Source organism: Nocardioides xinjiangensis (genome assembly GCF_017916455.1).
In the GTDB taxonomy this organism is placed as follows: Bacteria; Actinomycetota; Actinomycetes; order Propionibacteriales; family Nocardioidaceae; genus Nocardioides; species Nocardioides xinjiangensis.
Window position 1 is genome coordinate 225,927 of sequence record NZ_JAFMSY010000002.1, and the last position, 23,133, is coordinate 249,059.

A 23,133-nucleotide genomic window follows, 5' to 3' on the forward strand; every position below is an offset into this window, starting at 1 on the left:
ACGGGGACTAGCCTGCGGGTCGTGAGCGACTTCGACGACCTCCTCGACGCCAACCGCCAGTTCGCGGCGTCCTTCGACCTCGGCGGCTTCGACGGCAAGGCGCACGCCGGCATCGCGCTGGTCACCTGCATGGACTCGCGCATCGACCCGCTGCGCATGCTCGGCCTCCGGCACGGCGACGCCAAGATCTTCCGGAACCCGGGCGGGCGCGTCACGCCCCAGGCGCTCGAGGCGCTGGTGCTCGGGGTGCACCTGCTCAACGTGCAGCGCATCCTCGTCGTGCCACACACGCGGTGCGCGATGGCCTCGGCGTCCGAGCAGGAGCTGCGGGCGCGGGTCGGGGAGTCCGCGGGCGTCGACGCCAGCTGGCAGTCGTTCGGCGTCGTCACCGACCAGGTCGACCAGCTCCGCCAGGACGTCGCCAAGGTCCGCACCCACCCGCTGATCGGCGACCGCGCCAAGGTCGGGGGCTTCCTCTACGACGTCGACACGGGCCTGCTCACCCAGCACGTGTGAGCGCGCGCGTGCGCTCGGCGGTCCGGACGAGGTCGCGGGCCGACGTCACGTTCCCGCGCGCCGTCCGGGCGTCACTGCACCTCGACGGAAGGATGCGGACGTGACCGACCAGGACGACAGCGTGGCCGGACTCCTCGACGAACGCGCCCGCCTGCTGGCGATCGGCTACCGCATGCTGGGCAACCACGCCGAGGCCGAGGACGCCGTCCAGGAGACGTACGTGCGGTGGTACCGCCTGGACGCGTCCGAGCAGGCCGCGATCCGCAACCCGGCGGCCTGGCTGACCACCGCCATGACTCGCGTCTGCCTCAACGTCCTCGACTCCGCGCGGCACCGCCGCGAGTCGTACGTCGGCGAGTGGCTGCCCGAGCCGCTGGCCGCCGGCTCACCCCTCGCCCGCGGCGGCGAGGCACGGACCGCCGACCCGGCGGACCAGGCCTCCCTCGCCGACGAGGTCACCATGGCCCTGATGGTGGTCCTGGACTCCCTCACCCCGGCCGAGCGGGTGGCGCTGGTGCTGCACGACGTGTTCGGCTACCGCTTCGACGAGATCGCGGAGATGGTCGGGCGGACGCCCCAGGCCGTGCGCAAGCTGGCGTCGACCGCCCGCAGGCACGTGGACGAGGAGCGCCGCCGCGACGTCGCGCCCATGCAGCACCGGCAGGTCGTCGAGTCGTTCGTCGCAGCCTGCCTCACCGGCGACGTGGCGACGCTCGTCGCGCGGCTCGACCCGGACGCGGTCGCGACCAGCGACGGCGGCGGCCAGGTGAGCGCCGCGCTCCGGCCGGTCGTCGGCGCCGAGCGGGTGGCACGGTTCCTCCTGGGGGCGTTCCGGAAGTCCTCCGACCTCGAGGCGACGCTCGAGGACGCCGCCGGCGAGACGCGGCTGGTGCTGCGGCGCGACGGCGTCGTCGCCGCCGTGGCCACCTTCCGGGTCACCGGAGGCCGGGTCGCGAACGTCTGGCTGACCCTCACTCCGCGCAAGCTGGGCTCCTGGCTGGAGCCGGCCGGGGACTGACCTCACATTCGCACCCGCTGTCCGGTCGTGTGGTCATGAGCGAACCGACAGTCCCAGGACCAGCACTGAAGATCGCCGTCGCCGGTGGCACCGGCACGGTCGGACGCCACGTCGTCGAGGACGCCCGCCGGCGGGGCCACGAGGTCGTCGTGCTGTCGCGCACGAGCGGCGTCGACCTCGTCGCCGGCACCGGACTCGACGAGGCGCTGCGCGGCGTCGGCGTGGTGGTCGACGTCAGCTCGCAGGCCTCGCGGAGGAGCGAGGAGTCGCGGAGGTTCTTCGGCTCGGTCACCCGCAACCTGCTCGCAGCCGAGGAGCGCGCCGGCGCCGGCCACCACGTCGCGCTCTCGATCGTGGGCATCGACCGAGCGCCGCACGGCTACTACGCCGGCAAGGTGCTGCAGGAGGAGCTCGTCCGGAGGTCCCGCGTGCCCTGGACCATCCTGCGGGCCACGCAGTTCCACGAGTTCGCGGGCCAGGTCCACGGCGCAATCAGCGTCGGCCCCCTCGTGCTCGTGCCCCGCATGGTGTCCGAGCCCGTCGCCGCCGCGGAGGTGGCGGCCCGCCTCGTGGACCTCGCCGAGGGCGCTCCCGCTGGGCGGGTGGCGGACCTGGGCGGGCCGCGTCGCGAGCGGATGGTCGACATGGTGCGCGCCTGGGCCCGCGCGACGGGTCGCCCGGGCCGCGTCGTCGGCGTCCCGCTGCCCGGTGCCCTCGGCCGGGCGATGCGCGACGGGACGCTGGTGACCGGTCCCGGCGCCGACCACGGGTCGACGACCTTCGCCGCGTGGTTGCAGCAGGTCCGGTGAGCGCTACTGCAGGTCGCCCGACCGCCCGGTGTCGGCCTGGATCCGCGCGATGCGCTCGTCGACCCGATCGATCCGGCAGGCGTCGAGCGTGCCGTGGCGCACCCCGAGCCGGATGATCCAGTAGAGGTTCAACGCTCCGACGGCCCACTGCGGCAGCACGAACACCACGAACTCGACGAACCCCATGCGCGGAGACTTGCGGCGATCCTGCTGCTCGGGGTCACGACGCCGCGCGGACTGCCGCGCGATCACGCGTCCAGTGCCTCGACGTCGACCTCGTAGGCGCCCTGGACGATGAACTCCTTGCGCGGTGCGACGTCGGAGCCCATGAGGAGGTCGAACACCTTGCTCGCCTCGTCGACGTCGTCGATCGTCAGCTTGCGCAGCGTGCGGTGGCGCGGGTCCATGGTGGTCTCGGCCAGCTGGTCGGCGTCCATCTCGCCGAGGCCCTTGTAGCGCTGCACCGGGTCCTTCCAGCGCAGGTTCCTCTTCTTCAGCTCCGCCAGCTTCCGCTGCAGCTCGTCGTCGGAGTAGGTGTAGATGTACTTGTCCACCCCCTTCCGCGGGTTGGACAGCTCGATGCGGTGCAGCGGCGGCACCGCGGAGTAGAGGCGGCCGTCGCGCACGAGCTCGGGCATGTACTTGAAGAACAGCGTCGCCAGCAGGCACCGGATGTGGGCGCCGTCGGAGTCGGCGTCGGCCATCAGGATGATCCGGCCGTAGCGCGCCTGCTCGAGGTCGAACGTGCGCCCGGACCCGGCGCCGACCACCTGGATGATCGAGGCGCACTCGGCGTTCTTCAGCATGTCGCCGACGGTCGCCTTCTGCACGTTGAGGATCTTGCCGCGGATCGGCAGCAGCGCCTGGAACTCGCTGCTGCGGGCGGCCTTCGCGGTGCCCATCGCGGAATCGCCCTCGACGATGAACAGCTCCGTGCGCTCGGTGTCGGTGCTGCGGCAGTCGAACAGCTTCGCCGGCAGCGCCGACGACTCCAGCGCGTTCTTACGGCGCTGGTTCTCCTTGTGCTGCCGGGCCGCGAGCCGCGTCTTGGACGCCCCCGCCACCTTCTCCATCAGCAGCTTGGCCTGCGCCTTCTCGGCGCGCTTCGTCGAGGTGAGGAAGGCCTTGAGCTCGTTCGCGACCACCTTGCGCACCACGCTGCGCGCGGCGGGCGTGCCGAGGATCTCCTTGGTCTGTCCCTCGAACTGCGGCTCCGCGAGCCGCACGGTGACCACGGCGGTGAGGCCCTCGAGCACGTCGTCCTTGATGACGTCGGCGTCGGCGGCCTTGAGCACCTTGGCGGCGCGCATGGCGTCGTTGAAGGTCTTGGTCAGCGCGGCTTCGAACCCGCTGACGTGGGTGCCCCCCTTCGGGGTGGCGATGACGTTGACGAAGGAGCGGACCTCGGTGTCGTACGCGGTGTCCCACCGCACCGCGACGTCGACGCTCAGCTCGCGCTCGACCTCCTGCGGCGTCATGTGCCCCCGGTCGTCGAGCAGCGGCACGGTCTCGGTGAAGGTGTCGCTGCCCTGGAGCCGGAGGATGTCGGTGACGGGCTCGCCGTGGGAGAGGAACTCGACGAACTCGGCGATGCCGCCGTCGTGGCGGAACTTCTCCTCGACCATCTCGCCCGAGCGCCGGTCGCGGATGACCAGCTCGAGGCCCGGGACGATGTACGACGTCTGGCGGGCGCGGCCGAGCAGGCCCTCCATCTCGAACCGCGCGTCCTTGGTGAAGATCTGCCGGTCCGGCCAGAAGCGGATGCGGGTGCCCGACCTGCCCTTGGCGACGCGCTTGCCCTTGCGGGTCAGCCCGGACCGCGGCGTGAACGCGGCCGAGGGCCCGTCGCCGTCGAAGACGCCCGGCACGCCGCGCTGGAACGACAGGCCCTGCTGGGTGGGCGCGCGGTCGACGTCGATGTCCATCCGGGAGGACAGCGCGTTGACGACCGAGAGGCCGACGCCGTGCAGGCCGCCGGTGGCGACGTAGGAGCCGCCGCCGAACTTGCCGCCGGCGTGCAGCTTGGTCGCCACGACCTCGACGCCCGGGAGCCCGGTCTTGGGCTCCTTGTCGGTGGGGATGCCGCGCCCGTCGTCGTAGACCTCGACGGACCCGTCGTCGTGGAGCGTCACCTCGACCAGGTGCGCGACGCCGGCCAGGGCCTCGTCCACGCCGTTGTCGATGATCTCCCACAGGCAGTGCATGAGGCCGCGGGTGTCGGTCGAGCCGATGTACATGCCCGGCCGCTTGCGCACCGCGTCGAGGCCCTCGAGGACGAGCAGGTGTGCGGCGTTGTAGGTGTTGTCTGACGGGGCTGCCACGAGGGACAAACCTACCTGCGACACGCCGGGTCCCGACGCAGGCACGCCTGCCCCGCGGCGTGCATGCTCCGGTCTAGCGTGGGGCACCTGACAGGCAGGCACCGCTCCACGACGACACGTCCACGGTTGAGGACAACGCCGGCGGGGAGCGATGTGACGTGATTGACTGCAGGACCTCTCGAACCAGGTGGCCGGCGGGAATCTTTGTCCCACGGGCTACGTTGGGCCAGACACCGATGAACAGAAATGAGGCTGACGTGACCACTGCCACCGCACCCACCCAAGCCGTCCTCACGGCGGGTGACCGCTGCGACCGCTGCGGCGCCCAGGCCTACCTCCGTGTGGAGCTCCAGACCGGCGGCGAGCTGCTGTTCTGCGCCCACCACGCCCGCGAGCACGGCGAGAAGCTGCGCGAGATCGCGGCGACGGTCCACGACGAGACCCACAAGCTGGGCGCCCCGGCCACGCCGGCGGCGGACCGCGAGGCCTGAGCAGCACCCTTCCCCCGACCCCTACTTCCAGCACGGCCCCGGACACGCTCTCCGGGGCCGTGCTGCGTCTGCACCCCGTCTGGGAGGCTGTGCGGCGTGACTGCCACCGAGGTCCTCGTCGCGCTCGCGATCGCCGTCGGCATAGCGGGCATCATCGTCCCCGTGCTGCCGGGGACCGTGCTGGTCCTCGGCGCGATCCTGGTGTGGGCGGTGCAGGTCGGCACCCCGGCGGCGTGGACCGTCCTGGCCGTGGCGAGCGTGCTGCTCGCTGGGGGCACGGTGGTGAAGTACCTCGTCCCCGGCCGCCGCCTCAAGGCGTCGGGCGTCCCCACCCGCACGTTGGTGGTCGGGGCCCTGCTGGCGTTCGTCGGCTTCTTCGCGGTCCCCGTGGTGGGCATGTTCGTCGGGTTCGTCCTCGGTGTGTACGCCGCCGAGCGGGCCCGCATCGGCGGGGCGGGCGCCTGGCCCTCGACGGTGGCCGCGCTCAAGGCCGTCGGCGTCTCGATCCTCATCGAGCTGGTCGCCGCGTTCCTGGCCACGGTGACCTGGGTCGTGGGGGTCGCGGTCACGTAGGCGCCCGCGAGCGCCCGGTTCAGGCCCCGAGGCCGGAGGCGATCGGCAGACTCCAGCGGTGCCGCCTCGGCGCCCAGTCGAGCACCGGGTGCGAGCCGTCGGCCTGGTCGACCATCTTGACCGACACCCGCACGGACGGCACCCGGTCGAAGCAGCGGCGGCTGATGACCGCGCGGAAGACCTCCTGGCCCCACTTGGGCCGCGCCGAGTAGTCGCAGCCGACCCGGTCGTCGCTGCCGCGCCACCCGTCCGCCTCGGTCAGGACGTAGTCGGTGCCGTCGCCGAGGCCGCTGCTGAGGACGTACTCGGGGCCCCTGTCGCCGCGGTCGGTGTCGAAGAAGACCGACACCCCGGCCGCGCTCGAGCGCATCAATTCGGCGAAGCGCACCTTGACGAGCACGTTCTCCTTGCCGTGGTTGGCCTCCACGGCGTGGATGTCGGTCAGCGACGCGCGCGCGTCCGCCGGGTCGTCGATGCTGTAGAACTCGGCGTGCGCCGGAGCGGCGGCCAGCACGCACAGCGCGATCAGCGAGGCGAGCGCGGGGACGGTCAGGAGCGGGTTCCGAGTCATGACCCGAGTCTGTCACCGCGGACCCCGGTCGCGTCCACCTTCTTCCGGGGGACGGACACGACCGGGTGGCACCATGGCGCCATGTCCCTCGGAGGTCGGTGGCGGTGACACCCGTCGTACGCCGGACTCCCGCGGTGGCCGTGCTGCTCCTGCCCCTGCTCGCCGCGGCGTGCACCGCCCCCGCCGACCCGCCGGTGCCCGCGGCGCCACCGGCGCAGGAGTCCTCGACCGCGTCCCCGAACGACTCGTCGTCCGTGGAGCCGGCCCGGCCCGGGCCGCGGCCGCGGCCGCGGCCGGTGTCCATCGCGGTCGCCGGCGACGTCCACTTCGAGGGGCAGCTGGCTGCCCGTCTGCGCGACCCTGCGACGGCGCTCGCACCGGCGGCGCCCGCGCTGGCCGCCGCCGACGTGGCGATCGTCAACCTCGAGACCTCGGTCGGCACGGGCGGCCGGCCCCAGCCGGGCAAGCGGTTCGTGTTCTCCGCCGGGCCCGAGGCGTTCACCGCCCTGGCCGAGGCCGGCGTCGACGTGGCCGGCATGGCCAACAACCACGCGCTGGACCACGGGCGCGCCCGCCTGCCGTCCACCCTGCGCGCCGCGCGCCGGGCGGCCGCGGCTGATCCCGCCCTGGCCGTGGTCGGCATCGGCGCCGACGTGCAGGAGGCGTTCCGGCCGGCGCTCACCGACGTCGACGGCACGATCGTCGCCACGCTCGCTGCGTCGGTCGCCGACCAGGACCCGACCGCCGACCCGACCGGCGCCTGGGCGGCTGGGCCCGACCGCGGCGGGATCGCCGACGCGCTGGACCCGTGGCGGCTGCTGCGGGCGGTGCGTCGGGCTGACGCGGCGGCCGACGTGGTGGTGGTCAACGCCCACTGGGGCATCCAGGGGCAGCGGTGCCCGACCGGTGACCAGCGCGATCTCGCCGGGCGGCTCGTGGCCGCCGGCGCGGACGTCGTCGTCGGCAGCCACGCCCACGAGCTGCAGGGCGACGGCAGGCTCGGCCCGGGCTACGTGGCCTACGGGCTGGGGAACTTCGCGTGGTACTCCCCCGGTCCCACCGGCGTCCTGACCCTCCTGGTGCGCCCGCCGCGCGAGCGCGACGGCCGGGCGAGGGTCACCGGGTCCCACTGGTGGCCGGCAGTGATCGGCGCCGACGGGCTCGCCCATCGGGTGACGGGCGACGCCGCGGCAGCTGCCCGGGCCGAGCGCGCGGCGCTGCGCGCCTGCGCCGGCCTGCGCTGACGACCCGGCAGGATCAGCGCGGCGCCAGCCAGGCGAGCACGATCCGGCCGGTCCGCTCGAGCTGCGCGGGCGACACCACCGCCGGCACGTCGCCCGGCGAGTGGTAGCCCGCGTACGGCGTCGACCCCAGGCGCGCCCCCGGCAGCCCCGCGCGGACGAAGGACCAGTGGTCGCTGCTGCGCTGGCCGCCCTCGGCCGCCACCGGGACGGCGGCGCGCCGGGCGGCGGCGAGCAGGGCCTGCTGGACGGGGTCGGTGTCGTCCGCGGACCCCACCGGCACGCGGCCGCCGACGCCGACCCGGTCGAGGGAGACCATGCCGCGGACCGCGGCGCGCTGCTGCAGGCCGAGGAGGGCGACGTAGCGCCGGGAGCCGTAGTGGTGGTCCTCCGGGGCGCCGCGCGGCTCCTCGGCGCCGAAGGCCACGAAGACCACCGGGAGCCGGGTCCGGCGCTCGGCCGCGGCTGTCGCGACCGCCAGCAGGGTGCCGACCCCGGATGCGTTGTCCTCCGCGCCGGGCGCCTGCGGAACGGTGTCGAGGTGCGCCCCGACCACGAGGTGGGCCTCGGCGGGGTCGAAGCCCGGAGGCGTCGCCACGACGTTGACCGAGCGCCCCGCCGGCACCGGCACCCCCCACGACTCCCCCGCCGGCACGTCGACCCGCTGGCGTGCGACGTCGTAGCCGAGCCCTGCCAGCTCGTCGCCGACCCACGCGGCCGCGCGGGCGTACGCCCTGCCGGTGGCCTCGCGCGGCCCGATCCGGCCAGCGAGGTGTCGCACCGCCCGGACCGCGACGCCCGGGTCCAGGTCGTCGGGCCCGACGGGACGCTCCGCGCCGGGTGCGGAGCCGGTGGGCGACTCCGGTCCCGGGGACGGCGAGGACGGGGTGGACGACTGGTCGGGCGACGGGCTTGGCTCCGCCGCGCTCGACGTCGGGTCGGCCGGGGACCGGTCCGGGCCCGGCGCGTCGGCGTCGCGCGTGCCGCTGCAGCCCGCCAGCACGAGCAGCGCCGCACCGGCCAGCGCGGCACGACGAGGAGCGGGCATGCCGTCACCGTAGCCGTCGCGGGTCGCCGACGCGCGAGGTGAGATCGTCGACGCCGGGTGGGGCGCAGGCGCGCGACGCCGGCCCGCGCCCGGCTCAGCCGGTGCCTCAGCCGATGCCGAGCACGCTGGCCATGGTGGTCACCCCGGCCACGATGATCACGATGCCGATGACGTCGAAGACGATGCCCGAGCGCATCATCCGCGTGATCGGGACCAGTCCGGTGCCGTAGACGATCGCGTTGGGCGGCGTCGAGACCGGCAGCATGAAGCCGTAGGACGCGCCGAAGACCGCGGCGAGCGCGGGGATCGCCGGGTTGACGTCGGCCGCGAGCGCGAGCTGGATGGCGATCGGTGCCACCACCCCGACGCTGGCCGTGTTGCTCGTCGTCTCGCTGATGACCACCGCGATGACCGTGGCCAGGATGGTGATCGAGACGAGCGAGCTGACGCCCAGCAGGTCGCTCAGCCCGCTGCCCATGGTCGCGGCGAGCCCGGTCGAGCCGAGCAGGCCGCCGAGGGCGATGCCCGAGCCGAACAGCACGATCGTGCCCCAGTCGATGCGGGCGGCGTCGTTCCAGGTGATCGTGAACTGACGCCGCGGCCAGTCGATGGGCAGCAGGAACAGCAGGGCGGCGCCCAGGATCGCCACCGCCCCTTCCTGCAGGTGCGCCGCGACGGTGTCGTAGAACTCGCCCTCGCCCCCGGTGACCAGCGCGACAGCGCCGGGGAAGATCCACAGCGTCACCGTGACCGCGAAGGCGATGAGCGTGTTGCGACCGCCCGGGCCCATGGGGCCGAGCTCGCTGCGCTGCTCCCGGATGAACTCCTCGGCGCCCTCGATGCGCTTCGTCTCCGGCCTGTTGAGCCGCAGCAGCACCAGGCACAGCGCCACGAACATGAGCGCGACGACCGGGAAGGCCAGCAGCATCCACGTGAAGAACGGGATCTCCTCGCCGGTCTCCTGCGTGATGAGCTCACGACCGATGAGGTTGGGCGGGCTGCCGACCGGCGTGAGCAGCCCGCCCACGCTGGCGCCGTACGCGACCATCAGCAGCAGCGCGGTGGAGAAGCGCAGCCGGCGGACGTCGTCGGGGTCGGCGTCCTCGTCGGACTGGGCCGACACCCGGCCGGCCAGGAAGCCGATGATGCCCATGGCGATCGGCATGAGCATCGCGGCACTGGCGGTGTTGGACACGAAGGCGCTGATCGAGGCGCTGATCAGGCCGAACGCCACGACCACGCGCACGGTCGACGAGGCCACGCCGGGGATGCTGAGCACGCGGTAGGCGAAGCGCCGGTCGAGGCCGTGCTTGCGCATCGCCTCGGCCAGGACGAACCCGCCGATGAAGACGAAGATCGTCGAGTTCCCGAAGAGCGCGAAGACCTCCTCGGCCGGTGCCACGCCGAGCGCGACGCACAGCGCCATGGCCAGCATCGCGGTGATCGGGATCGGGATCGCCTCGGTCATCCACCAGACGATGACCAGGCTGAGGATGCCGGCCAGCTTCTGGGCCGGCTCGTCGAGCCCCGAGCACAGCAGGTAGACCACGACCGCGGCCACCGGCCCGGCGACCAGGCCGGAGGTGCGGCGCAGGCGCTCGAAGCGCTGCTCCGCCGGGCTCAGGGTCTCCTCGACCTCGTCGAAGGTGCGGTACGTGGCGGGGCGGGCCTGCTCGGACACCGTGCGTCTCCTCCGGTCGGCGAGGTGCCGACCCTAGCGAGACCGCTGTCGCCCCGGCCAGCCCCTCGAGCGATCCGGCAGGTGACGCGACAGCGGCGTGACCCCCGGAGGGACCACGCCGCTGTCGTCGGTCGGACGCTCAGTCCAGGTAGTCGCGCAGCACCTGCGAGCGGCTCGGGTGGCGCAGCTTGGACATCGTCTTGGACTCGATCTGGCGGATCCGCTCGCGGGTCACGCCGTAGACCTTGCCGATCTCGTCGAGGGTCTTGGGCTGGCCGTCGGTGAGGCCGAACCGCATCGACACCACGCCGGCCTCTCGCTCAGACAGGGTGTCGAGCACCGCGTGGAGCTGCTCCTGCAGCAGCGTGAACGACACGGCGTCCGCCGGGACGATCGCCTCGGAGTCCTCGATCAGGTCACCGAACTCGGAGTCGCCGTCCTCGCCGAGCGGGGTGTGCAGCGAGATCGGCTCGCGGCCGTACTTCTGGACCTCGATGACCTTCTCGGGGGTCATGTCGAGCTCCTTGGCGAGCTCCTCGGGCGTGGGCTCGCGGCCCAGGTCCTGCAGCATCTGGCGCTGCACGCGGGCCAGCTTGTTGATGACCTCGACCATGTGCACCGGGATGCGGATGGTGCGCGCCTGGTCGGCCATCGCACGCGTGATGGCCTGACGGATCCACCAGGTCGCGTAGGTCGAGAACTTGTAGCCCTTGGTGTAGTCGAACTTCTCGACCGCGCGGATCAGGCCGAGGTTGCCCTCCTGGATCAGGTCGAGGAACAGCATGCCGCGACCGGTGTAGCGCTTGGCCAGCGAGACGACGAGTCGCAGGTTCGCCTCGAGGAGGTGGTTCTTGGCCCGGCGGCCGTCCTCGGCGATCCACTCGTACTCCTCGAGCATCTTCGGGCTGAGCCGTCCGCCCTTGCCGAGCTTCTCCTCGGAGAAGAGCCCCGCCTCGATCCGCTTGGCGAGCTCGACCTCCATCTCGGCGTTGAGGAGCGGCACCTTGCCGATCTGCTTCAGGTAGTCCTTGACCGGGTCGGCCGTGGCGCCGGCCACCATGACCTGCTGCTCCGGCTCGTCGGTCTCGTCGGCTGCGGAGACCGTGAAGGCCTGCTTCTCGTCCTCCTTGATGGTGGGGTCGGCGGCGACGTCCTTCTCGAACTGGTCGTCGGGGATGTCCGGCAGGATCTTCTTGCCGTCCGGGCCGATCACCGGGGCCTCGACGTCGCCGAGGTCCACCACCGGCGCGTCCTCGGCCGGGCCGGCCGGCGCGTCCGCGGTCGGCGCGGCCGCGGTCTTCTTCGCGGCGGCCTTCTTCGCCGGCGCCTTCTTGGCCGGCGCCTCGGCACCGCCCGCCGCCTTCTTCGCCGGGGCCTTCTTCGCAGCCGACGACGTGGCGGCGCGCTTGCTCGTCGCCGCGACCGCACGCATGGTCGCGGCGTCGACCTGCACCGTGATGCCGAGGCCGCTGAGGTGCACCAGCAGGGCCTTCAGGTGCTTGGGCTCCACTCCGGCCTCGTCACTGGCCCGACGTACGTCCTCGGGGGACACGGTGCCGGCCGGGGTGGCCCCGGCGACCAAGGCGGCGATGGAGGGGTGCGACAGCACCTCCGCGGGGAGCAACTTGCGTGCGTGTGAGGACACGAACACCTCTCGTCAAACAGCTTCGGGGCGCGGCGAGGCCCGGTGACGTCAAGAGCCGCGCCGACATTCTGCCACGCCGATCCCCATGCCCCGACACCTGGCCCCGGAGCGGGTGCTCCCTGGGCGGTCGCGTCGACCCGGATCGCGGAGGCGTCAGCCGTCCGTCCGGGCCGCGGCCTTCTTCGCCTTCTTGAAGTCGCGCACCTTCTGCAGCGAGTCGGGGTCGACGACGTCGGCCACGGAGCGGTGGCCCTCGAGGGCGTAGTCGCCGACCACGGCCTCCCAGCCCTCGGGGCGTACGTCGAGCTGCTTGGCCAGCAGCGCCACGAAGATCTGCGCCTTCTGCTTGCCGAACCCCGGCAGCGCCATCACCCGCTTCAGCAGGTCCTTGCCGTCGGCGGCCTCGGTCCACAACCGCGCGGCGTCCCCGCCGTAGGTGTCCTCCACGATGCGGGCGAGCTCCTGCAGGCGCGCGGCCATCGACCCCGGGAACCGGTGGATCGCCGGTGGCGTCGAGGCCATCGCCGCGAACTCCGCGGGATCGGCCGCCGCGATGGCGTCGGGAGCGAACGTGCCGAAGCGGTCGAGCACCTTCGCCGGGCCCCGGAAGGCGTGCTCCATCGGGTACTGCTGGTCGAGCATCATCCCCACGAGCAGCGCGAAGGGTGAGTCGTCGAGGACCTTGTCAGCGGCGGGGTCGCCCGTGATGTGGAAGCCCATGGGCACATCCTGCCCGACCACGGCGGCACCGGGGCGCGCGTGCGGGCGGTGCGGCCCGACTGCTGGGCCCGACTACAGGAGCCGACTGCCGAGCCCGCCTCGTGGGGCCCGCCGGCCCGTGACCGGCTACTGGGCCTTGACCGCCAGGACCGGGCAGGGCGCGTCGAGCAGGACGCGCTGGGCGTTGCTGCCGAGGATCAGCTTGCCGACGGGCGAGCGGCGGCGCAGCCCGATGACGAGGAGCTCGGCGCCGTTGGCCTCGGCGATGCTGATGAGGTCCTCGGCCGGCTCGAACCCGCGCACCAGCTGGCGGATCTCGTGCTCGACACCGGCCTCGTCGAGCCGCGCCTGGATGCCCGCGATGTCGTCCTCGGCGGCACGTGCGGCCGGCCCGTCGAACTCCTGGCCTCCCCGGTGCGAGTTCACCACCACGAGCCTGCTGCCGCGCAGCTTCGCCTCGTTGATGCCGGCGGCGAGGGCGGCTTCGCCCTCTGGCTTGGGGACGTATCCGACGACGACGGTGCCCATGGTGTCTCCTCTCGGGGGGCCGCGGGCGCTTCGCCGCTGGCCTGCTGGCACCGTAACGGAAAGCGACCGCCTTGGGCAGCCTGTGGAGACACGCGCGGGACCCCATGGGGTGAGGCACTCTGGGGCGGTGGCCGTCCCGCCCCCGCCGCTGCCCACGCTGCAGGCGCCCGTCGACCGGCACACCCACGTGGTGCTGCGCGCGGCCGTCGTGGAGCTGGTGGCCGCCGAGCGGCGGCGCCGGTTCCCCACCGCCGTGCACGCGGGTGCGCCCGGCCGCTGCCTGCGCCACGTCGACGACCCGCCTTCGGGCGCAGGGCTGCGGGCCGACTTGGCTCTCGCCCTGCTGCGCGGCGCCGCCACGCTCACGCCTCGTCCGCTGCTGTGGCTGACCCGTCCCGGGGAGCTGAGCCCGCACGACGTGGACCTGCGCTGGGTGGGGCCGGCGGCGTGGGCCGGCCGGGCGCTCGGACTCGACGTGGGACTCGTCGTCGTCACGCGGCGGGGCTGGTTCGACCCGGTCAGCGACGTGCGCCGGGAGTGGCGGCGGCTGCGACCACCCCCGACCACCCGGTGAGGGCGAGGCGGCCCGTCGGGGTCAGTCCCAGGCGTGCACCGGCTCGTTGCTGTGCATCCGCTCGCGGTAGTCGAGCAGGGTGGCGCGCAGCGCGGCGTAGCGGTCGGCTCCCCCGCGCTCGTGCACCCTGCGCACGAACCACGCGGCGCCGCTCGTCTCCTGCAGGCAGCGCTGCTCGATGATGCCGAGGTAGCGCGCGCTCTCCTCGGAGGGCACGCCCCACGCGTCGAGCCCCGCCTGTGCCATCGGCAGCAGCCGCCGCAGGACCAGCTCGGTGGCGCGCACCTGGCCCAGCCCCGGCCAGTAGACCTGGGCGTCGACGCCCATCTGTGCGGCCACGTGGAAGTTCTCCTCCGCGGCCGAGAACGACATCTGCGACCACAGCGGCCGCTCGCTCTCGGCGAGGTAGCGGACCAGACCGAACCACAGTGCGGCGTTGGCGATGGTGTCGGCGACCGTCGGGCCGGCGGCCAGCAGCCGGTTCTCCACGCGCAGGTGCGGCATGCCGTCGGCGATGTCGTAGACCGGACGGTTCCACCGGTAGATCGTGCCGTTGTGCAGCTTGAGCTCGTGGAGGGCGGGCGTGCCGCCGGACTCGAGCACCTCGAGCGGATCCTCCTCCTCCGTCACCGGGAGCAGGGCCGGGAAGTATCGGACGTTCTCCTCGAACAGGTCGAACACCGAGGTGATCCACCGCTCGCCGAACCACACCCGCGGCCGCACGCCCTGCGCCTTCAGCTCCTCGCTGCGGGTGTCGGTGGCCTGCTCGAACAGCGGGATCCGGGTCTCGCGCCACAGCTCCTTGCCCAGCAGGTAGGGCGAGTTGGCCGAGACGGCCAGCTGGACTCCGGCGATCGCCTGGGCGGCGTTCCAGTAGGCGGCGAACTGGTCGGGCGAGGTCTGCACGTGGAACTGCGTGCTGGTGCAGGCCGCCTCGGGGACGATCGAGTCCGCGGTCGTCGTGAGCCGCTCACGCCCCGTGATGCTGATGGTGATGTCCTCGCCTCGGGCGGCGAGGATCTGCTCGGAGAGCAGCTTGTAGCGGGGGTTGGCGCTCAGCGACTCGAGGGTCATGTGCCCCTCGGCGAGGGTCGGCAGGATGCCGATCATCACCTGGTGGGCGCCGACCGCGGCGGCCTTCTCCTCCGCGTCGTTGAGCGAGCGGCGCAGGCTCTCCTCGAAGGTGGTCAGGCCGCCCTCGCGGAGCCTGGCCGGAGCGACGTTGATCTCGATGTTGAACTGGCCGAGCTCGGTCTGGAAGTCGGGGTCGGCGATGGCCTCGAGGACCTCGGCGTTCTTCAGGGCCGGGTCGCCCGCCTCGTCGATGAGGTTGAGCTCCATCTCGAGCCCGGTCATCGGGTCGTCGGTGTCGAACCGGGAGTCGCGGAGCATCCGGGCGAAGACGTCGAGGTTGCGCCGCACCTTCTCCCGGTGCCGCGTCCGGTCGGCCCGGTTGAACTCCTGCTGCTCGACCTCTTCTCCCATGCCCGCACCCTAGTCACGGCGCGGCGCCGCGAAAACCGTCCGGAGGGCTGGTCGCGCCCCTCACGCGGCCGGGTCGCCGCTGGCGAGCTGCGGCCGCAGCTCCTCCCACGTGTCGGGCGACGTCGCGGACTCGAGCAGCCGTGCCACGAGCTCGGCGAGCGAGTGGCGCGGCTCGGCCTCGTGGCAGCGGTCCACCGCGCACCAGGCCAGCGCGCCGTCGCCGACGAGCCAGGCGGCGAACGCCAGGACCGACGCCGGGCCCGCGACGTGCGAGGCGGGGAGCCGGCGCACGGCGTCGGACCAGAGGTCGACCGCCCGTCGCGCCTGCCCGCGGTCGAGCCACACCCACGCCTCGTCGCGCCGGGCGCCGGAGGGGACGGTGGCGGCGACCGCGGCCAGCTCGGCGGCGGAGAACGTGGTGCCGAGGTCGACGTGGCGCCGCACCAGCGAGGTCAGCGCGCCGGGCGGCAGCGCCGACGCCCGGTCGAGGTCGCGCTGCGTGCGGCGCACCGCCTCCGGATCGGGTGCGATCGTGGCGCGAAGCGCGTCGCGACTGGCGTGGGTGACCCGGCCGTCGTAGATCCCCTGCGCGGTGAAGGGGTGCTCGGCCAGGGTGAACGGCACACCCCGGTAGGCGGCGAGCGGAGCGCCCGGGAGCACGGCGTACCAGTGGTCGTCGTGGACCCGCAGCACCTCGCGCACGGCGATGCCGGCGCCGCCGAGCTCCGCGTGGACCGCCCAGGCCGCCTCCTCGGCGACCGTGGTGTCGTCGTCGTAGACCACGACCACGACGTCGCGGACGCCGTTGTGCCGCGCGGCACGCACCAGCGCCTCGACCGCGTCGTCGACGTCGTCGGGGTCGTCGGGCAGGTCGACGCGGGCGTGCATGCCGCCGGGCGAGCCGACGCTGAGCATGACGAGGGAGCGCGACGGGACGAAGCCCAGGGCCAGCGGCACGAAGGCCGCGATGTCGTCGGGGGTGCGCGCACGCAGCCTCGTGGTGGCCGGGCCGGCGGGACGCGGGGCGCGGGCGGGATCGGGGACGGAGGAGTGCTCGGTGGGTTCCATGCCGCCGACGGTCCCCGCGACCACCCACGCGCGACGCCCCGGCCGCGGCGGGGCTGTGGAGAACCCCCGTCGCTGGTCGTCTGTGGACGGTTGGTGGCGAGCCGCTGCGGCCGGTCGGCGGAGGCGGTGAGCGAGAATGGCCCCGTGACGCTGCACGCCGCCGCCGGAGTTTCCGGCTGATGCGCAGCACCGCCTCGATCCTGCACCTCGACCTGGACGCCTTCTTCGCCGCCGTCGAGCAGCGCGACAAGCCGTCGCTGCGCGGCAAGCCGGTCATCGTCGGCGGCACGGGCGGGCGCGGCGTGGTGTCCACGGCGTCGTACGAGGCACGCCGGTACGGCGTCGGGTCGGCGATGTCGACCCGCGAGGCACGGGCGCGGTGCCCGCACGCGGCGTTCCTGAGCGGCCGGTTCCACGCCTACCGCGACACCAGCAAGCGGGTCATGGAGGTGCTGCGCGACCTGTCCCCCCTCGTCGAGCCGCTGTCGCTCGACGAGGCCTTCGTCGACCTCGCCGCCGCCGGGCTGCCCGACCTCGAGGTGGCGACGGTCACCGCGGTGGGCGAGCGGCTGCGTGAGCGCGTGCACGAGGTGACGGGCGGCCTGACCGCGACGGTCGGCATCGCGTCGTCGAAGTTCCTCGCCAAGGTGGCCAGCGAGCTCGACAAGCCCGACGGGATGACGGTCGTCGCGCCCGGCACCGAGCTCGAGCTGCTCCGGCCCATGACCGTCCACGTCATCCCCGGCGTCGGCCCGGCGACCGCCGAGCGCCTGCGCCGCGCCGGCATCCACACCATCGCCGACCTCGAGCGCACCAGCGAGGAGGAGCTCGTGCGGCTGCTGGGGCAGGCGCACGGCCAGGGGCTGTGGCAGCTGGCGCGCGCACAGGACGCCCGACCCGTCGTGGCCGAGCGGGAGGCCAAGTCGATCAGCGTGGAGGGGACCTACGACTCCGACCTCACGGACCGCCGGCTGATGGAGGGCCTGCTCACCCGGCAGGCGCGGGAGGTCGGCACCCGCATGCGCAAGAACGGCATCTCGGGACGCACGGTGACGATCAAGGTGCGGCTGCACGACTTCACGACGCTGAGCCGGTCCAGCACGCTCTCCAGCCCGACCGACGACGGCGGCACGATCGGGCGGGTCGCGCGGTCGCTGCTGGCCGACCTCGACACGACGGGCGGCGTCCGCCTGCTCGGCGTCGGCGTCTCGGGGCTGGCCGACTGGGTGCAGGAGGACCTCTTCGGCGAGGCCGAGGAGGACGAGGAGCACGAGGTCGTGCTGCCGGAGCCGCCGCGGCGCACCTGGCCCCCGGGCGCCGACGTGGTCCACGACGAGATGGGCCCGGGGTGGGTGTGGGGCTCGGGTGCCGGCGTGGTGACCGTGCGCTTCGAGACCGCGGAGACCCCGCCCGGCCCGGTGCGCAGCTTCCGGACCGACGACCCCGCGCTGCACCGCTTCGAGCCGCCCGCGGACGACTGACCGCCGCGCCGACGGGCCGGATCAGCGCGTCCGCAGGGTGACCCGGTTCCCCGGCCGCAGCTGCGCGCACAGGTCGAGGTCGTCGTCCTCGACGAGTGCGACGACGGGATAGCCGCCCGTGGTGGGGTGGTCGGCGAGGAACACCACCGGCTGGCCCGACGGCGGCAGCTGCACGGCGCCCAGCACGATCCCCTCGCTGGGCAGCTCGCCGCCCCGGCGCTCCACCCGCGGGCCGCTGAGGCGCAGGCCCACCCGGTCGCTGTCGGGGGCGACGACGTACGCCGCCCCGTCGAGGGCGGCCCACGCGCCGCGGCCGAGCCAGTCCGCACGGGGGCCGGGCACCAGGCGGAGCACAGGCGCGCGGGGCCGCACGACCGGCGCTGGCGGCGGCTCGGGCAGCGCACCGGGCGCACCCAGGGCCAGCAGGTCGCCCGCGGACAGCCGCGGCGGACCGACCCCCGCGAGCGTGTCCGTGGAGCGGGAGCCCAGCACGGGGTCCACGTCGAGGCCGCCCGCGAAGGCGACGTAGGACCGGACCCCCGTGATGGCCCGACCGACGGTGAGCAGCGCTCCGGCGGGCACCGTGACGGGCATGCCGTGCGCGACGTGGCGGCGGTCGACCACCACGTCGCACGCCGCGCCGGTCACGGCGACGGTCACCGCCCGGCGTGGCCGCAGCACGATCCCGCCCAGAGTCGTCTCGACGACGGCGTCGTCCGGGGCCCCGCCGACGAGCCGGCGGGCCAGCGCGGCGGCACCGCGGTCCAGGGCGCCGGCGCGGGGCACCCCGAGGTGGGCCCACCCGTGGCGGCCGAGGTCCTGCAGGGTGGACAGGGGTCCGGGGTCGACGACCTCGACGCCGGGCCGCCCGCCACCGCTCACCCGGCGTCCTCGAACCGCACCCGGGTCCCCGGCGCCAGGAGGGCGGGCTGCTCCCGCGCGGCGTCCCACAGGACGGCGTGGGTGGTGCCGAGCAGGAGCCAGCCGCCGGGCGAGGCCGTCGGGTAGACGCCGCACCACGTGTCGGCGAGGCCGACCGCTCCGGCCGGCACGCGCGAGCGCGGCGACTCCAGGCGCGGGACGGCCCGGTCCGCGGGCAGGCCGCCGAGGTAGGAGAAGCCCGGCGCGAACCCGCAGAAGAGCGCGACGAACTCCACGGACGTGTGGACGGCGACGACCTCCTCCACCGAGCAGCCCCAGTGGCCGGCGACCGCCTCGAGGTCGGGCCCTGAGTACGTCACCGGCACCCGCACGAGGGGGCCGGACCTGCCGGCGGCGGCGATGGGCCGGTCCGGCAGCGCCGCCCGGACCAGCGCGGGGTCCACGCCGTCGAAGAGGACGGTGGTCGCCGCGGGGACGATGTCGTCGGCGCGCACCCCGGAGTCCCGGGCCCACGCGGCCAGCGACGCCGCGGCGGCCGCGTCCTCGACCTCCACGAGGCACGCGCGAGGGCCGACGGGGACGACCCTCACGGGACCCACCGTCCCTCCGCTCGGGCGTCCGGGGCAGGGGCCGACCAGCAGCTCCGCACGTGCAGGCCGGCGGCCTCCAGCGCGCGGCGTACGGCCCCGGCGGTGGTGACCGCGCCGGGAGAGTCGCCGTGCACGCACACCGAGTGCACCTGCGCCGCGAGCCCCACCGCTTCGCCGGGCCACCTCGTCGGGGTCGGTGACCAGCGCTCCCGGCCGGTCCCGCGGCAGCAGCCCGCCCTCCGGGGTGTAGCCGCGGTCGGGAAAGCCCTCGAGCCGGACCCCGCGGCCGCGCTCGCCTGCCAGCGAGAGCAGCAGCGAGCCCGGCATGCCCAGCACCGGCAGGTCGCCCGACCCGTCCAGCACGGCGCTCGCCTGGAGCCCGTCGACCGCGACCCGGTGGTAGAGCGCGCCGTGCGGCTTGAGGTAGGCCACTCCCCCGCCCTCCGAGGCGGCGACGGCGGACAGGACGCCGACCTGCTCCGCGACCTGCTCACGCAGCACCGCAGGCGGCACGTCGCGCGCCACGCGGCCGAAGTTCTCCCGGTCGTCGTAGGAGACCTGCGCGCCGACCGTCACCCCGCTCGCCACAGCGCCCGCGCACACCGTGCGCATCGTCTCCGGGGTGCCGGCGTGGAAGCCGCACGCCACGTTGGCGCTCGTGACGACGGCGAGCAGGCCGGCATCGTCGGTGACCTCCTCACCGAGGTCGGCGTTGAGGTCCACCGATCGGTCGCGCCCGCTCCGCATGGACCCAGTCTCCCGGGGAACCCCTGAGAAGTCCCTGAGAGTTCGGCGTTCCTGCAACTCGGCGGGGTACTGGCTCGTCATGGCAGGTGAAGGCACCAATCCGATGGGGAATCCCGCAGCGGACACAGGCGTTGGAACAGACGTGCGACAAGGGCTGGTCGCACAGGAGCAGGAGGACGACATGAGCACCGCACAGGCCAAGCGCACCACCACGACGCGTGAGATCGAGGGACGCGACAGCGTCGGTCTCTACCTGGACGAGATCGCCCGGACGCCGCTGCTCGACGCCGAGACCGAGGTGGAGCTCTCGAAGACCATCGAGGCGGGCCTGCTGGCCCAGCACCTGCTCGACACCGGACGTGTCGGGCGCCGCCAGGGCGGCGCCCCGATGAGCGCGACCGAGGCGGAGCTCGAGTGGCTCGCCGAGCAGGGACGCCTCGCCGTCGACCGCTTCATCGAGGCCAACCTGCGCCTCGTGGTCTCCATCGCCCGCAAGTACGGCCGCTCGCAGATGCCGATGCTCGACCTGATCCAGGAGGGCAACACCGGCCTGATCCGCGCGGTCGAGAAGTTCGACTACACCAAGGGCTACAAGTTCTCGACCTACGCGACCTGGTGGGTCCGTCAGGCGATCACCCGCGGCATCGCCCAGCAGGCGCGCGTCGTGCGCCTCCCGGTGCACGTCGTCGAGGAGCTCAACCAGGTGGGCAGCGCCCGCCGCACGCTCGAGCGCCAGCTCGGCCGCGACCCGGAGCCGGAGGAGATCGCCGCCGAGCTCGGCATGGAGCTCGACCGCGTGCTGGACCTCATGAGCTGGGGTCGCGACCACGTGTCGCTGGACACCCCCGTCGACGAGGACGGCGACACCTCGCTCGGTGACCTGATGGCGCAGGAGACCGCGCCGGGGCCCGACCTCAACGTCCTCGACGCCGAGGCCAGGCAGCGTCTCGACGACCTGGTCGGCATCCTCGACGAGCGCTCCGCCGACATCGTCCGGGCCCGGTACGGCCTCGCCGACGGCCGGCAGCACAAGCTCGCCGACATCGGCGCCCGGCACGGCATCTCCGCCGAGCGGGTCCGCCAGCTCGAGCGCGAGGCGCTGCAGAAGCTGCGCCGGGCCGGCGACCCGGACCTGGCTGCCTGACCCCTCAGTACGCCGCGGACTCCAGGTTCGCGCTCGCGGCCTGTGCCCGCTCGACGACGTCGGCGGGCACAGGCCGTCGTGCTGCCACCCGGGCCTGCCACTCCTGGACGGCCACGACCCGTGCGGCGGCCTCCTCGACGCGCTCGCGCGAGATGTCGCCGGACTGCAGCGCCTCGACGACGATCCGGTGGGTGGTCGCGGTGTCGACGGGCATGAGCAGCAGGTCGGCCCCCGCCTCGAGCGCCTGCAGCGCCGGCGTGGGGCGCCCGCCGACGGCGCCCATGCCGAGGGAGTCGGTGATGGTGACGCCCTCGAAGCCGAGGTCGTCGCGCAGGAGGTCGTAGACCTCGGGCGCCATGCTGGCCGGGACGCCCGGAGCGATGGCGGTGAGGTCGAGGTGGCTCAGCATCACCGCGGGAGCGGCGTGCCGGACCGCGGCCGCGAAGGGCGGCAGGTCGTGCGCCTCGATCTCCGCGAGCGAGGAGTCGACGACGGGGAGGGTGTCGTGGCTGTCGGCCGTCGCGGTGCCGTGGCCGGGGAAGTGCTTGACGGTGGAGACGATGCCGGCGTCGTCGTACCCCTTGACGGCCGCGCCGACGGCCTGGGCCGCGACCGACGGATCGGTGGAGGGCGACCGCGCGCCAATCGTGGGATCGGCGGCGCCGATGGTGACGTCGGCGACGGGCGCGAACACCCATGTGAAGCCGAGGCTGCGCAGCTCGAGGCCCGTGGTCTCCGCGGCGGCCCGGGTGACCCGTCGGCCGAGCCGCGCGTCGGCCTGGACCGCGAGGCCGGCGGACTGGAAGTGGGGGAACTCCGTGGCGATGCCTCGCAGGTGCGAGACGTAGCCGCCCTCCTGGTCGACGCCCACGACGGGCGGGAAGTCGCGACCGTCGGCGGCGGCGGCGCGCGCCACCGCGCCGGTCATCGCGAGCACCTGGGCCCGGTCCACCACGTTGTCGCCGGTGACCGAGACGCCGGCGAGGTGCAGCTCGCGCACCATCCGCGCCGGCTCCTGTGGGTCCGTGCCGTGGAAGCGGCCCACGATCACCCCTCCGGCCAGCTGCTCGGAGGTCCACGTGCTCACCAGCTCGCGGGCGTCCTCCAGCTCGCCCACGGTCGGCCCCCAGGAGGTCGGCGTGTCCGGGTCGACCTCCTCGGTCGGCTCGGACGCCCCGGGGTCGGCCGGTGACGACGAGGTCGCCGGCGACGAGGACCCCGACCCGGCGGACGGGTCGGTGGACGACGGCCGGTCGTCGGAGGCGCCGAGGCCGGCGCAGCCGCTCACGAGCAGGACCCCTGCGGCGACCGCGGCGAGACGGGGTCGGATCTGGAGCACGCCCGGAGGCTACCGGCCAGACCCCCGGGACCGGGAAACGTCAGGCGGCCCCGGCGCGCGCGGAGAGCTCGGCGTAGACCTCCTCGATGCGCCGACGCAGGTCGTCGAGGGTCCCGGCGTTGACGACGACGTGCGTCGCGATCGACAGCCGGTCCTCCCGGGAGGCCTGGGCGGCGATCCGCGCCTCGGCCTCCTCGCGCGTCCAGCCGCGGTCCTCGACCATCCGCGACACCTGCACCTCCGTCGGTGCGTCCACCACGACGACGGCGTCGAACTGCCCCGCCCGGCCCACCTCGGCCAGCAGCGGGATGTCGTGCACCACCACCGCTCCCGGGTCGGCCGCCGCCTCCAGCTCGGCGCTGCGCCGGTGGACGAGGGGATGGACGATGGACTCCAGTCGCCTGCGTGCCGCCGGGTCGGCGAAGACCAGGGCGCCCATGGCGGGCCGGTCGAGCTCGCCGTCGGGGGTCAGGAGGTCGGGACCGAACTCCTCGACCACGGCTGCGAGGCCCGGCGTGCCGCGCGCGACGACCTCCCGGGCGATCACGTCGGCGTCGACGACGACGGCGCCCAGGCCCGCGAGGATCGCGGACACCGTGCTCTTGCCCGAGGCGATGCCTCCGGTGAGTCCGACCCGGACGGTCACTGGTCCTCCTCCGCG

At 74.0% G+C, this 23,133-nt stretch carries 23 protein-coding genes and 1 pseudogene; 9 read left to right on the forward strand and 15 right to left on the reverse strand.

Annotation, left to right across the window (positions count from 1 at the left end):
* The first annotated feature begins 21 nt into the window (after positions 1-21).
* From J3P38_RS12040 to J3P38_RS12050, 3 genes are all read left to right on the forward strand, one after another.
* Positions 22-516, forward strand: a complete 495-nt coding sequence (locus J3P38_RS12040; RefSeq protein WP_210441062.1) for a beta-class carbonic anhydrase — start codon at positions 22-24, stop codon at positions 514-516.
* 100 nt (positions 517-616) lie between these two features.
* Positions 617-1,534: an RNA polymerase sigma factor SigJ gene (gene sigJ, locus J3P38_RS12045; RefSeq protein ID WP_210503810.1), complete on the forward strand. Its 918-nt coding sequence runs from the start codon at positions 617-619 to the stop codon at positions 1,532-1,534.
* Positions 1,535-1,569: 35 nt separating this feature from the next.
* A complete protein-coding gene (locus J3P38_RS12050) occupies positions 1,570-2,343 on the forward strand; it encodes an SDR family oxidoreductase (protein WP_246856051.1) in 774 nt (257 codons plus the stop codon).
* 3 nt (positions 2,344-2,346) lie between these two features.
* Here J3P38_RS12050 and J3P38_RS12055 read toward each other — a convergent pair whose 3' ends face one another.
* A complete protein-coding gene (locus tag J3P38_RS12055; RefSeq protein WP_210503811.1) occupies positions 2,347-2,529 on the reverse strand; it encodes a hypothetical protein in 183 nt (60 codons plus the stop codon).
* Positions 2,530-2,591: 62 nt separating this feature from the next.
* Positions 2,592-4,664, reverse strand: a complete 2,073-nt coding sequence (locus tag J3P38_RS12060) for a DNA gyrase/topoisomerase IV subunit B (protein ID WP_307807883.1) — start codon at positions 4,662-4,664, stop codon at positions 2,592-2,594.
* A gap of 236 nt (positions 4,665-4,900) precedes the next feature.
* Here J3P38_RS12060 and J3P38_RS12065 point away from each other — a divergent pair, with 236 nt between their 5' ends.
* The gene (locus J3P38_RS12065) at positions 4,901-5,155 is read left to right on the forward strand and encodes a DUF7455 domain-containing protein (RefSeq protein ID WP_210441066.1); all 255 of its coding nucleotides are present in this window, start codon (positions 4,901-4,903) and stop codon (positions 5,153-5,155) included.
* A gap of 96 nt (positions 5,156-5,251) precedes the next feature.
* Entirely contained in the window at positions 5,252-5,728 is a 477-nt protein-coding gene (locus J3P38_RS12070) for a DUF456 domain-containing protein (RefSeq protein WP_210503813.1), read from the forward strand.
* Positions 5,729-5,747: 19 nt separating this feature from the next.
* Here the strand turns inward: J3P38_RS12070 and J3P38_RS12075 are convergent, their stop codons facing one another.
* Positions 5,748-6,299 (reverse strand): hypothetical protein, encoded by a 552-nt coding sequence (locus tag J3P38_RS12075; RefSeq protein WP_210503814.1) that lies wholly within the window; start codon positions 6,297-6,299, stop codon positions 5,748-5,750.
* Positions 6,300-6,433: 134 nt separating this feature from the next.
* Here J3P38_RS12075 and J3P38_RS12080 point away from each other — a divergent pair, with 134 nt between their 5' ends.
* Entirely contained in the window at positions 6,434-7,543 is a 1,110-nt protein-coding gene (locus tag J3P38_RS12080; RefSeq protein WP_210503815.1) for a CapA family protein, read from the forward strand.
* 13 nt (positions 7,544-7,556) lie between these two features.
* On the opposite strand, the gene J3P38_RS12085 is transcribed toward J3P38_RS12080, so the two are convergent.
* The 5 genes from J3P38_RS12085 to J3P38_RS12105 all read right to left on the reverse strand — a co-directional run bounded on the left by J3P38_RS12085 (position 7,557) and on the right by J3P38_RS12105 (position 13,162).
* Complete coding sequence (locus J3P38_RS12085) at positions 7,557-8,588, reverse strand: M28 family metallopeptidase (protein ID WP_210503816.1); 1,032 nt, start codon at positions 8,586-8,588, stop codon at positions 7,557-7,559.
* A 106-nt stretch (positions 8,589-8,694) separates the two neighbouring features.
* The gene (locus J3P38_RS12090) at positions 8,695-10,269 is read right to left on the reverse strand and encodes an SLC13 family permease (RefSeq protein WP_210503817.1); all 1,575 of its coding nucleotides are present in this window, start codon (positions 10,267-10,269) and stop codon (positions 8,695-8,697) included.
* A 139-nt stretch (positions 10,270-10,408) separates the two neighbouring features.
* Positions 10,409-11,920: an RNA polymerase sigma factor gene (locus tag J3P38_RS12095; RefSeq protein ID WP_307807884.1), complete on the reverse strand. Its 1,512-nt coding sequence runs from the start codon at positions 11,918-11,920 to the stop codon at positions 10,409-10,411.
* 147 nt (positions 11,921-12,067) lie between these two features.
* Positions 12,068-12,634 (reverse strand): HhH-GPD-type base excision DNA repair protein, encoded by a 567-nt coding sequence (locus J3P38_RS12100; RefSeq protein ID WP_210503818.1) that lies wholly within the window; start codon positions 12,632-12,634, stop codon positions 12,068-12,070.
* Positions 12,635-12,760: 126 nt separating this feature from the next.
* A complete protein-coding gene (locus J3P38_RS12105) occupies positions 12,761-13,162 on the reverse strand; it encodes a universal stress protein (RefSeq protein ID WP_210441081.1) in 402 nt (133 codons plus the stop codon).
* Between the two features lie 127 nt (positions 13,163-13,289).
* Between J3P38_RS12105 and J3P38_RS12110 the strand changes: the two genes are divergently transcribed.
* Positions 13,290-13,736 (forward strand): hypothetical protein, encoded by a 447-nt coding sequence (locus J3P38_RS12110; protein ID WP_307807885.1) that lies wholly within the window; start codon positions 13,290-13,292, stop codon positions 13,734-13,736.
* 21 nt (positions 13,737-13,757) lie between these two features.
* Here J3P38_RS12110 and J3P38_RS12115 read toward each other — a convergent pair whose 3' ends face one another.
* Both J3P38_RS12115 and J3P38_RS12120 read right to left on the reverse strand, forming a co-directional pair.
* Entirely contained in the window at positions 13,758-15,221 is a 1,464-nt protein-coding gene (locus tag J3P38_RS12115; protein ID WP_210503819.1) for a glutamate-cysteine ligase family protein, read from the reverse strand.
* Between the two features lie 60 nt (positions 15,222-15,281).
* A complete protein-coding gene (locus J3P38_RS12120; RefSeq protein WP_210503820.1) occupies positions 15,282-16,289 on the reverse strand; it encodes a DUF4192 domain-containing protein in 1,008 nt (335 codons plus the stop codon).
* Between the two features lie 179 nt (positions 16,290-16,468).
* On the opposite strand from J3P38_RS12120, the gene J3P38_RS12125 reads away from it, so the two are divergent.
* Positions 16,469-17,770 carry a DNA polymerase IV gene (locus J3P38_RS12125; RefSeq protein WP_210441087.1) on the forward strand — a complete coding sequence of 434 codons (1,302 nt, stop codon included), beginning with the start codon at positions 16,469-16,471 and terminating at the stop codon, positions 17,768-17,770.
* Positions 17,771-17,791: 21 nt separating this feature from the next.
* Here the strand turns inward: J3P38_RS12125 and J3P38_RS12130 are convergent, their stop codons facing one another.
* The 3 genes and pseudogenes from J3P38_RS12130 to J3P38_RS18530 all read right to left on the reverse strand — a co-directional run bounded on the left by J3P38_RS12130 (position 17,792) and on the right by J3P38_RS18530 (position 19,989).
* Entirely contained in the window at positions 17,792-18,652 is an 861-nt protein-coding gene (locus J3P38_RS12130) for a 5-oxoprolinase subunit C family protein (RefSeq protein ID WP_210503821.1), read from the reverse strand.
* The gene (locus tag J3P38_RS18525; protein WP_374222614.1) at positions 18,649-19,251 is read right to left on the reverse strand and encodes a 5-oxoprolinase subunit B family protein; all 603 of its coding nucleotides are present in this window, start codon (positions 19,249-19,251) and stop codon (positions 18,649-18,651) included. The genes J3P38_RS12130 and J3P38_RS18525 overlap by 4 nt, the downstream gene beginning before the upstream one ends.
* Positions 19,239-19,989: pseudogene (locus J3P38_RS18530) on the reverse strand (LamB/YcsF family protein). The gene J3P38_RS18525 and the pseudogene J3P38_RS18530 overlap by 13 nt, the downstream one beginning before the upstream one ends.
* A gap of 181 nt (positions 19,990-20,170) precedes the next feature.
* On the opposite strand from J3P38_RS18530, the gene J3P38_RS12145 reads away from it, so the two are divergent.
* Positions 20,171-21,133, forward strand: coding sequence for a sigma-70 family RNA polymerase sigma factor (locus tag J3P38_RS12145; protein ID WP_210441096.1), 963 nt, complete (start codon positions 20,171-20,173; stop codon positions 21,131-21,133).
* Between the two features lie 4 nt (positions 21,134-21,137).
* On the opposite strand, the gene J3P38_RS12150 is transcribed toward J3P38_RS12145, so the two are convergent.
* Both J3P38_RS12150 and coaE read right to left on the reverse strand, forming a co-directional pair.
* Entirely contained in the window at positions 21,138-22,472 is a 1,335-nt protein-coding gene (locus J3P38_RS12150) for a glycoside hydrolase family 3 N-terminal domain-containing protein (protein WP_210503823.1), read from the reverse strand.
* Between the two features lie 40 nt (positions 22,473-22,512).
* A complete protein-coding gene (gene coaE, locus J3P38_RS12155) occupies positions 22,513-23,118 on the reverse strand; it encodes a dephospho-CoA kinase (RefSeq protein WP_210503824.1) in 606 nt (201 codons plus the stop codon).
* Positions 23,119-23,133 lie beyond the last annotated feature (15 nt).

Bases quoted from the DNA above. Each gene is read 5' to 3' on its own strand.
- J3P38_RS12050 (WP_246856051.1), top strand. From the start codon at position 1,570: ATGAGCGAACCGACAGTCCCAGGACCAGCACTGAAGATCGCCGTCGCC.
- J3P38_RS12055 (WP_210503811.1), bottom strand. From the start codon at position 2,529: ATGGGGTTCGTCGAGTTCGTGGTGTTCGTGCTGCCGCAGTGGGCCGTC.
- J3P38_RS12065 (WP_210441066.1), top strand. From the start codon at position 4,901: ATGAACAGAAATGAGGCTGACGTGACCACTGCCACCGCACCCACCCAA.
- J3P38_RS12120 (WP_210503820.1), bottom strand. From the start codon at position 16,289: ATGGAACCCACCGAGCACTCCTCCGTCCCCGATCCCGCCCGCGCCCCG.
- J3P38_RS12085 (WP_210503816.1), bottom strand. From the start codon at position 8,588: ATGCCCGCTCCTCGTCGTGCCGCGCTGGCCGGTGCGGCGCTGCTCGTG.
- J3P38_RS12115 (WP_210503819.1), bottom strand. From the start codon at position 15,221: ATGGGAGAAGAGGTCGAGCAGCAGGAGTTCAACCGGGCCGACCGGACG.
- J3P38_RS12100 (WP_210503818.1), bottom strand. From the start codon at position 12,634: ATGGGCTTCCACATCACGGGCGACCCCGCCGCTGACAAGGTCCTCGAC.
- J3P38_RS12125 (WP_210441087.1), top strand. From the start codon at position 16,469: ATGCGCAGCACCGCCTCGATCCTGCACCTCGACCTGGACGCCTTCTTC.
- J3P38_RS12105 (WP_210441081.1), bottom strand. From the start codon at position 13,162: ATGGGCACCGTCGTCGTCGGATACGTCCCCAAGCCAGAGGGCGAAGCC.
- J3P38_RS12145 (WP_210441096.1), top strand. From the start codon at position 20,171: ATGAGCACCGCACAGGCCAAGCGCACCACCACGACGCGTGAGATCGAG.
- J3P38_RS12075 (WP_210503814.1), bottom strand. From the start codon at position 6,299: ATGACTCGGAACCCGCTCCTGACCGTCCCCGCGCTCGCCTCGCTGATC.